Raw genomic sequence first — 6,598 nt, forward strand, 5'->3', positions numbered from 1 at the left:
AACGACCCGGCCCTCGATGATCTATCTGTTCGATGGTTCGCAAAGCATGCAACTCGGCGGCGAACTGAGTCGTTGGGATCAAGCGTTACGATTTGTCGGCGAAGCACAGCAGAGTGCCGGGCCGGGGTATTCCGGTGACGTTCAGGCCTTTCGATTTGGTCACCGGTTGTCGCCCCTGGTCCAGCCCAGCGATGCGTCGCCGCAATCCGCCGGCGCGTCGCTACCGAGTGCAGCGACACTGGTGGGAAACCGGCCTGCTGGCGACCCCGTGGACGTCACCTTGGTTTCCGATTCCGCATTGCGCGGTACGTCGCGCGGTACGTCGCGTGATACGTTGGGTGGTACGTCGGAAACGATCGAAGGCCCCGACGCCTCGGACTCACGCCTGGCCGACGCACTGCGCCAGTTGATGCCCCAAGTCAGCGCCCAATCGTCTGCCGGTGTGGTGCTGTTGTCCGACGGGCGGGTGCGGGCTTCGGAATCGGTGGAACGTTTGTCGGAGATCTTTGGCAAGTCCCAGGTGCCGATTCATGTCGTACCGATCGGGCAATCCGGGGGATCGGGCGACATCGCGATTGTTTCACTCGTCGTGCCGTCGCGGGTGCGAAAATACACCGAGAACGAACTGCAAGTTTTCATGCGCAGCTTCGGCTATGCCGGTCAACAAACCACGGTCCGGATCCGACGCAAGGGCGGCCAGGGCGGCGATTTGGCGACCTTGCCGATCACGCTCTCCGGCGGTGCCCAATCCGCTTCGTTGATGTTTCGCGTCGACGAACGCCCCGAGGACTTGATCGTGCTGGTGGATCCGGTCGAAGGTGAATTGACGCGGCGAAACAACAGCGTCGAGACGCGGGTGGAGATCGATCGGACCAAGGTTCGGGTGCTGTGTCTTCAAAGCGGCCAAGCGTCCGGGACGCAGTCGTTGCTGAGTCAGTTTTTGCCGATCGCGCCCGGCCCCACGCGAGCGTCGACCTCGGGCGTTTCGATTCAGTCGGCGTTGGTGGCCGACGAAGACGTCGAATGCACGACGTTGGTCAGCATGGGCGGTCAATCCTTGCGACGACTTTCCCCGGACGGATTCACCCAAGCCTCGTCGGGCTTTCCACGCACCCGCGCCGAACTGTTTGCCTATGACTGTGTGATCTTCAGCGACGTCACGCCGGCGGTGCTGGAAGATGAACAACAACAATGGCTGACGCAATGGATCGATGGCCGCGGCGGCGGGCTGATCGTGACCGGCGCGTCATCGCTTTCGGCCGACGGCTGGCAAGACTCGCCGATCGCGCCGCTGTTGCCGGTGACCTTGGAAACGGCATCCACCGGGTTCCCGATTCCCACCGCCGTCGACGTCACGGTTCCCAATCACCCGATTTGGCGGTTGAGGATCGAAAAACAGCTCAACGAGCTGCTGATTCAGGCGTTGCCGGACCTGTCGATCGGACAAGCCGATTTCAAAGCGAAACCCAACGCGATGGTACTGGCCCAGCGGCGTGACGATCAAACCCCCGTCATGATCGCCCAACGTGCCGGACGAGGCCGCGTGTTGGTCTCCGGCGCCACGCTCTCGGGGACCGCACTGGAACAACTCTCACAGACCTGGGGCGACCAACCGGAACGGGTGGCCGGAAAATTTTGGCGCAATCTGGTCTACTGGGCGACCGAAGAATCCTCCACCGGCCGACGCCGACTGGTCGTTCAATCCAACCAACGTTTCTATCGTCCCGGCCAGCGGCTTTCGATCCGTGCGACGGCCTATGACGAAGCCGCCCGGCGATCACAGCACTATCGAATCTGGGCGATGTTCGAACCCGAATCGCTCGACGACATGTCACTCTATTCCCCCGTCCTCTGGCCCGACAATCTTGTGCGTCAAAGCGGAGAAGTCGGACCGCGGATCGCGTGGGGGGAAGAACTACCGCTGAAATCCAATCTGGAAGAAGGCGTTTATCAACTGGATTTGATGCTCAGTGAAACGGCGGCCAGTGGCGACAGCGGAATGCGGATTGAGCTGACCGCGTACGAGGGCACCGAACCCGAATCCTCGTTCAGTCACGGCACGCAAGTCGACAGCACGTCGCTGGCCATCCAGATCCTGAGCGATCCGTTCGAACAACAAAACCCACTTCCCAATCAGGAATTGATGGCTCGCGTGGCGGCGGTTTCTGGCGGCCAGGTACTGGACCAACCGGAACAATTGGGCGAGCTTCTGCGTGGACGCAAAGAATTTCGAGGTCCGCCGACCATTGATTCGACTCCGGCATGGAATCGTGCGTGGCTTTGGCTAGGCTTAATCGGTCTGTTATCGACCGAATGGGTTTGGCGGCGAGTTTCGGGATTGGCATGACGAATCTCCTTTAGACGTACAAAGAGACAATGGCAAAACCTTCCAAAGATGTAACCGCTGCCGAACTGGCCATATTGGAGAAGCTGTGGGAGCACGAGCGTGCGACCCTGAAACAGCTTTCCAAATGGCTGTACGGTGCCGAAACGCCGTCGGATATTGCGACGGTCCAGAAACTGATTTCCCGGCTGGAAGCCAAGGGCTGTGTCGCCCGAGACCGCGACTGCTGGCCGCATCAATTCCAAGCCGCCATCGATCGCGATCACTTGATTTCACACCGGCTGCAAGCAACCGCCGACGAACTCTGTGACGGAACGATGTCCACCTTGCTGACGCACCTGGTCAAGTCGGCCAAGTTCAACTCGCGTCAACGAAAACGTCTCCGCAAGATTCTTGATGACTTGGATGCCGAATGATGGCCGTTGCCGCAGTGATCATCGGTAACCTTTGCCTGGCGTCGTTGATCGGCGTGTTGGCATGGACCGTCGGTCGCCATGGCCGACGCGCGGCGCTCGCCCATGCGCTGTGGGTCATGTTCTTCGTCAAACTGATCACTCCGCCGATCGTCTCGGTCCCACTGCCCATCCCCACATTCTTCCCCCGTCCCGTCGTTCAGGACGTCACCCCGCCGATCGCGTCCGCCACCACTCCCTTTCCCGACGACGCCGACGCGCAACCGGCGACCGACGACCACTTGGCCCCACACACCCTGGCCGCCGGCGGCGCTTCAGCCACCGCCGCCGGCTCAGCCACTCCAGTCGCACCTCACTCGGCTCTGTCGCGTTTCAACTGTCTGGTGTGCGCGTTGGGTGCGATTTGGTCAGGCGGATTTCTTGCGTTGGTCGCACACGGAATCATCCGGCTGGTTCGTTTCCGCAATCTGATCGGCGAGTGCGGCGTCGATGATGAGGAAGCGACCGCGACGGTCCGCGGGTTCGTGCAACGCGAGCGCCGCTGGCACTTCAGCCGACGCACCCCACGCGTCGTGCGGGTGTCTGTCCACGTCTCGCCGATGCTGTTCGGTTTCGCGACGCGGCCGATCATCGTTTGCCCCGAAGCGTTGTGGCAATCGCTCTCACCGTCGGATCGCCGATCATTCTTGGCGCACGAGACCGCACACTTTTTGCGACGGGATCATTGGGTGCGTTGGTTGGAATGGTCGGTCTCGGCGGTCTACTGGTGGTTCCCCGGAGTGTACTTCGCGCAAAAACAACTCGAACGACACGAGGAAGCATGTTGCGACGCCTGGGCCGTCAAGATCTTGGACACCAAGCCGCGTCATTACGCCGAGGCCCTGCTGCGCGTGGTGGACTTCATCAGCGATCACGAAGTCGGATTGCCGGGTTTTGCCAGCGGGATGCAACCGACCGCGACGTTGGAAGAAAGGCTGCGGTTGTTGATGCGGAACGAGCTGGATCATGCCGGCTCACGACTGCACACCTGGGGCAGCGGACTGGCCTGCGCCGCGATTTGGATGGTCCACCCCGAAGTCTATTCGTTGGAACTTTCACGCCAGTGGGTTCGGGTGACCGAGTCGGCCTCCGACCCGGAGAGGATGGCATCACCGTCACCGATCACGTCCGACCTGCCAAATCAGGATTGGGATGAACAACGATTGCCGGCGGCGCCGAGTGGGTTCTGGAACGCGGCACCGATCCGCGATTGGGGACGGTTTTCGTTTGACGTCTCGGGCTATCGCTTCTCCGCGATCGCCGGCGAGGGGTTTGTCATCGAGGGACCATCGGCCGATCCGCTTGCCTTTGACCGTCAAAGCTTGACAGCCATCGCCGAGATCCCGACCAGCGGACGGGTCATCATTGGTGATGCCCTGGGGAACGTTCGCTTGTGGGACTTGGCGGCCGGCATGCCGGTGTCCTTGCTCGGCCGGCATGCTGCCGATGTCACCAGCCTGGCCGTCACTCCCGACGGCGGCGTCTTTTCCGCCGATTCCTCCGGGACCGTGATCCGTTGGGAACTGCAATCCGGACGAACCCTCGCCCGCTGGACCAACACGAGTGCCGGACATGGAACGCCAAGCGGGTCTGTCGCCATCCAGTCCATCCGCTCGTCGGTCGACGGGCGATGGCTGGCCGTCCTGTCTGGCGACTGGCGGCAAGCGTCAGCTCCCAAGACACTACATCGATTGGACAGCCAGACGTTAACCGTCCACGCGCACTCTCAACTGCCACCCGATACGGCAGTGGTCGTACCGGATCAAAGTGGCCACTGGAGCGTCATCAGTTGGAACGGAACCATTCGATCGCTCGACGCTTCAGCGCCAATCCGACGGGTGGAAAAAGACTTTGTCTCCGCCCTCCTTCTTTCTCAGCACGCCGGCCTTGGCACAAGCGATCTCGACGACAGACTTCTCCCTTCGACGGACGTTGCGCAATGAAATCTGCACTCCTGTCAGCCATTGTCTTGGCCGCGTTCGCAGTCACGCCCGATCACACGATGGCACAAATCGGGAGTTCCGCCCAGTACGAAGCCCCTGAACTGAAACGACACTTCCAGAATCAGGCGGAGGCTTACAAGATAACCGCCGATGGACGACTGCTGACGCTCAACGAGCAGCCGCTGATGCAGTGGAGCAATCCGGTCCGTAGCCAGGAACAAGGCTCACTGTATGTTTGGATGCTCGCCGATCGCCCCGTCGTGTTGGCATCCATTTTCTCCTATCAGTACAACGAGCAGGTGTTCTGTCGCCACGAGCTTCAATCGGTATCCGACAAACGAATCTCCGCGGTGCTCGACGGCATCGAAGTCTGGTCACCAAAGACACCGGGTTTGAAACGGATTGCGATCACCGATGTCCCTACCCCGTCGAGTTCGCCGGCACGCCGCTTGGCACATATGCGGAGCATCGCCAGACAGTTCTCTGGAACGCTTCGGATCCCTGGCAAACAACCGGCTCAACTGGTGCTCAAACCGCAACCCGTCCTGCGTTATCTATCACCGGAAAACGGTATCGTCGACGGTGCCATCTTTTCGCTGGCCATCGCCACGGACCCCGAAATCTGGTTGATCGTCGAAGCGATCGAGAATCCATCGGGCGAAGCGAGTTGGTCCTATGCGGCCGTTCGCTCCCACTACCATCAGTTGGAACTGCAGCGAAACGGAACAACCGTCTGGTCGGCCCCGATGGTGATCGCGCTGCGAGATACGCGTGCCGCCCAACAACCGTTCGCCAGCGAGCCTTACTTCACCTTCCACACCCGTTCCCCCATCCCCGCGCCCGAGATGTTGCGATGAAAGTTCGAAGTTTGCCGTTGCAGGTTCTGTTGCTCGGTTGCTTCGCTGCGACGAGCATGATCGTCGCTGTCGGCGCCGCTGCCGCGGAAAGTGATGCAGAGGCTGCCGCCGCCACATCAGTCGCCCACCGTCGCATGCTGATCTGTTGTGGGCTGCCGGGTGATGATCGACATCGCGAGCAAATGACCGCAGCGATCGAGAGCCTGATCACGACCTCCCAAACCGTGCTCGGTGTACCGCCGGAACAACTGACGATTTTGGCCGGTGATGAAGTGATGCAATCCGCACTCCAACCGCTGCATTCAGAAACGGGAATCTGCACGCGAGACACGCTCGAGACCGCTTTGGCCGACGCAGCCAAGACGTTGAAACCGAGCGATGCGTATTGGGTCTTGATGATCGGTCATTCGCACCCCTACGGAGTGGAAAGCCAATTCAATGTGTCCGGACGCGACATCAACCAAAGTCAATTCGCACAGGCGGCCGCCGCAATCGAGTGCCGCGAACAAGTGTTCTGGTTGACTCAACCGTTGAGCGGGTTTTGGATCAAACCGCTGGCGCGTCCGGGACGCATCATCATGACCGCGACCGAAGCGGATCTGGAATTCACGGCAACGGAGATGCCGTATGCGTTGGCCGCAGTGCTCGACGGCAGCGCCGACACCCAAACACTGCACGACATCGACGGTGACGGAACGCTTTCCCTGCTGGACCTGTACTTGGCGACCAGCATCGAAATCACCGCACGTTTTCGCGCCATCGACCGACTGCAAACCGAACACGCCCAACTCGATGACAACGGAGACGGTCGAGGCAGCGAAGTCCAACAGCCCTACCTGCCGGTCGAACCGGACGAAGAAGAGGTTGAAGAAGACGGGGAAGAGGAAGGGGAGGAAGACGAGTCCGATGCGGACGATGCCCCAGCGGCCGAACCCGCCCCGGCCCCCAAGCCCGCGCTCATTCAGAGTCACAATTTGGACGGATTCCGAAGCCGCTACGTCC

Annotated in this window: 5 protein-coding genes; all 5 read left to right on the plus strand. The window is 60.8% G+C overall.

Features of this window, described 5'->3' with window-relative positions; all coding sequences use genetic code 11:
• A partial coding sequence (locus ABX749_RS16785) for a glutamine amidotransferase (RefSeq protein ID WP_372896984.1) occupies window positions 1–2,347 on the plus strand: 2,347 nt, incomplete at its 5' end.
• Between the two features lie 29 nt (window positions 2,348–2,376).
• Window positions 2,377–2,760, plus strand: a complete 384-nt coding sequence (locus tag ABX749_RS16790; protein WP_095736280.1) for a BlaI/MecI/CopY family transcriptional regulator — start codon at window positions 2,377–2,379, stop codon at window positions 2,758–2,760.
• Window positions 2,757–4,739, plus strand: a complete 1,983-nt coding sequence (locus ABX749_RS16795; protein WP_372896985.1) for a M56 family metallopeptidase — start codon at window positions 2,757–2,759, stop codon at window positions 4,737–4,739. The genes ABX749_RS16790 and ABX749_RS16795 overlap by 4 nt, the downstream gene beginning before the upstream one ends.
• Complete coding sequence (locus ABX749_RS16800; RefSeq protein WP_372896986.1) at window positions 4,736–5,596, plus strand: hypothetical protein; 861 nt, start codon at window positions 4,736–4,738, stop codon at window positions 5,594–5,596. Before ABX749_RS16795 ends, ABX749_RS16800 begins: the two co-directional genes overlap by 4 nt.
• A partial coding sequence (locus ABX749_RS16805; RefSeq protein ID WP_372896987.1) for a hypothetical protein occupies window positions 5,593–6,598 on the plus strand: 1,006 nt, incomplete at its 3' end. The genes ABX749_RS16800 and ABX749_RS16805, both read left to right, overlap by 4 nt.

The sequence above is a fragment of the Stieleria sp. genome, assembly GCF_041595215.1.
GTDB lineage: Bacteria > Planctomycetota > Planctomycetia > Pirellulales > Pirellulaceae > Stieleria > Stieleria magnilauensis.

Excerpts from the sequence above, each read along its gene's own strand:
- ABX749_RS16790 (WP_095736280.1), top strand. The coding sequence starts at position 2,377 with ATGGCAAAACCTTCCAAAGATGTAACCGCTGCCGAACTGGCCATATTG.
- ABX749_RS16795 (WP_372896985.1), top strand. The coding sequence starts at position 2,757 with ATGATGGCCGTTGCCGCAGTGATCATCGGTAACCTTTGCCTGGCGTCG.
- ABX749_RS16800 (WP_372896986.1), top strand. The coding sequence starts at position 4,736 with ATGAAATCTGCACTCCTGTCAGCCATTGTCTTGGCCGCGTTCGCAGTC.